This window comes from Pseudofrankia coriaricola, from assembly GCF_001854805.1.
In the GTDB taxonomy this organism is placed as follows: Bacteria; Actinomycetota; Actinomycetes; order Frankiales; family Frankiaceae; genus Pseudofrankia.
Window position 1 is genome coordinate 1 of sequence record NZ_MBLO01000170.1, and the last position, 2937, is coordinate 2937.

2 protein-coding genes and 1 pseudogene are annotated in these 2937 nt (G+C 66.2%); 2 read left to right on the forward strand and 1 reads right to left on the reverse strand.

Features of this window, described 5'->3' with window-relative positions; genetic code table 11:
- Both BCD48_RS55810 and BCD48_RS21150 read left to right on the forward strand, forming a co-directional pair.
- A partial coding sequence (locus tag BCD48_RS55810) for an HNH endonuclease (RefSeq protein ID WP_491677157.1) occupies nt 1-184 on the forward strand: 184 nt, incomplete at its 5' end.
- 493 nt (nt 185-677) lie between these two features.
- A complete protein-coding gene (locus BCD48_RS21150) occupies nt 678-2447 on the forward strand; it encodes a reverse transcriptase domain-containing protein (protein WP_241841895.1) in 1770 nt (589 codons plus the stop codon).
- Between the two features lie 178 nt (nt 2448-2625).
- Here the strand turns inward: BCD48_RS21150 and BCD48_RS53910 are convergent.
- Nucleotides 2626-2849 (reverse strand): annotated as a pseudogene (locus BCD48_RS53910) (IS6 family transposase); the annotation flags it as partial.
- Between the last annotated feature and the right edge of the window lie 88 nt (nt 2850-2937).

Sequence of the window (2937 nt, forward strand, 5' to 3'; positions counted from 1 at the left end):
CGGCTCCACGGAACAGGTTGAAGTGCACCACATCAGGGCGCTCAAAGACCTCAATCCCAAAGGGCGGAAACAGCAACCCGAATGGGTCATACGGATGGCCTCCCGCCACCGCAAGACCCTCGTCGTCTGCCGCGCCTGCCACGAGGACATCCATGCCGGACGTCCTAAACGCAGACCACGATGAGCACTGGAGAGCCAGCTGCTACGGAAAGCGGGCACGGCTGGTTCGGAGGGGGGCCGTCGGAAAAGGACCAGGTCAACTGGCACCTCGTCGGCGGCCTACCCTACGACAAGTCCGGTTCGGAGAGGCGGGCCGGGGAAACGGGCTGGCCGCAAGGCAAGCACCGCGCCCCGGTCCGACCTCTACCCGTCGAGGTCCGGAGAGCTGACCGGCTCCGGTAAGCCGACCGCAAGGGGGGTCTAATCCCGCGGCGGGAAAGGATGGCTCAAGAAGCGAACGGCGGCAGCCGAAAGGCGACAGGAAGGCGGGCGCAGATGGCGGGACCTTCAACCGGCCGAGCCCGCGTAACTGGCCGTATACCAGGCCTGATCCTTGCCTGGGCCCGAAAGGGAGCCGACGTGAGCCAGGTGGCCTTTTGAACACACCGATGACAAGGAACCGCCCGAGTCCGAGGGGCACGTTGGGCGCCTTGGCGGAGAACACGAGCAGTACCGCCGTGGTAACGGCGTCTACCGTGTCCGACGCCGGGGCGAACGGATCCGAGGACCTGCCGGACTGGGACGCCATCGACTGGTCGTCGCAGGACAGGCAGGTAGCGCGGCTACGGCAGAGGATCTTCAAGGCGACGCAGGCGGGCGACATCAAACGCGCCCGAAATCTACAGAAACTGATGTTGCGCAGCCGCGCCAACACGCTGGTCAGCGTGCGGCAGGTAGCCCAGCGCAACTCCGGCCGAAGGACCCCGGGAGTGGACGGCGAGGTCGCCATGACCTCTCGCCAGCGAGCGGTACTGGCCCGGTGGCTGCAACGCCACGGGGCGGGTGCCGAGGCGCTCCCGGTCCGACGGGTGCATGTCCCCAAGAAGAACGGAAAAGGCCGACCGCTCGGTATACCCGTCATCGCGGACCGCGCCCAGCAGAACCGGGTCAAGAACGCTTTGGAACCCGAGTGGGAAGCCCGGCTGGATGCCACCCAGTACGGCTTCCGGCCCGGACGGGGCTCCCATGACGCGATCGAGAAGATCTTCTCCGTGGCGGGCAGGAAAGGAGCGAAACGCGGATGGATCCTCGACGCGGACCTTCAGGCCGCGTTCGACAGAATCGACCATGACCACCTGCTCAACCGCCTTCGCGGCTTCCCCGGGCGGGGACAGATAGCCGGATGGTTGCGGGCGGGAGTGGTCGACAACAACCGGTACACCCCGACCCCGGAGGGAACTCCCCAGGGTGGGGTGATTTCACCGCTGCTACTCAACATAGCACTACAGGGCATAGAGGAAGCCGCCGGAGTCAGATACCGGCCGAATGGAGAACTGGCCCGGGACTGCCCCGCCGTCGTCGTCTACGCCGACGACCTGGTCGTGCTCTGCCACAGCCGGGAACAGGCCGAAACGGCACGGGACCGCCTTGCTGCCTGGCTGGCGCCGAAGGGTCTGCGCCTCAACGATGCAAAGACCCGGATCACCACCATCACGCAGGGGTTCGACTTCCTCTCGTTCAACGTCCGGAGCTACCTGACGAAGGACGGCCCCAAACTGCTCATCAAACCCAGCGGGGAGGCGCTGGTCAGGATACGGCGGCGGACGAAGGCCGAGCTGCGGGCGCTGCGGGGACAGCCCGCCTCGGCCGTGATAGGCGCGCTGAACCCCATCATCAGAGGGCAGGCGGCCTACTACCGGACAGGGGTGGCGAAGAAAGCGTTCAGCGGGCTGGACCTGACCCTCTGGGTGCAGCTCGACCAATGGGCGCGGGGCGCCCACCCCAACAAGGGCCGCCAGTGGATCAGGCAACGCTACTGGGGCCCGTTCAACAGGTCCAGGAACGACCAGTGGGTGTTCGGAGACCACAAGACAGGCGCCCACCTGCACAAATACGCCTGGACTCCGATCATCCGGCACGTCATGGTCGCGGGCAGGTCGTCCCCGGACGACCCGGCCCTCGCCACGTACTGGGCCGACCGACGTCGACGGCAGACCCGCCACAGCCCACCACTGGCATCGTCTGTCCAACGTGCTCTTCGCGCACAGGGCGGCAGATGTCCGGGCTGCGGCCACAGCCTGCTGTTCGCCGACCGCACACCAGATTCTCCCGGACAATGGGAGAACTGGTTCCGCATGTTCCGCACGGCGATCGAACGAAAGGACATCGTCGCGGGAAACGCGGACGGCCGGGCTGGACACCACACAAGCACGACAGGAACCATGCACGCGGGGATATACATGCACGCTGACTGCGCCCGTCGCCACCCAGGCGGCGGACAACGCTGACACTCGGACAGCAACTGCGGAGACTGCACGCCCACACGGGCTGCTTGAGCCGTGTGCGTTGGAAGGCGCACGCACGGTCTCTGAGGGGACGGGGACACAGCAATGTGTCCCCGTTACCCGGCCGTGTCCGGAGCCGATCACCTGGGCGGAGCGGAGGAGTTTCAGTCCAACGGCCGGGCGCGTCGGTCAGCAGCGAGGTGAACCGCTGCGCCCACCTCCAGATCGTCACATGATCGACGTCGATGCCGCGCTCAGCCAGTAGCTCCTCGACGTCCAGGTAGAACAGGCCGTAGCGCGGATACACCGCACTCGCAGCACGATCACCTCCGCCGGGAAGCGGAACCCAGTAAACCCCGAGGCCGCAGCGACGGGACGGACGCGCCGACGGGCCTGTAAGAACAACGGCTCTGGCGCATATTCGGTGGTGACGTTCAGTGATCGCGTGGTGAGACGCCGCTTGCGTCTACTTTGTCCTGGTTGAGGCTTTCCA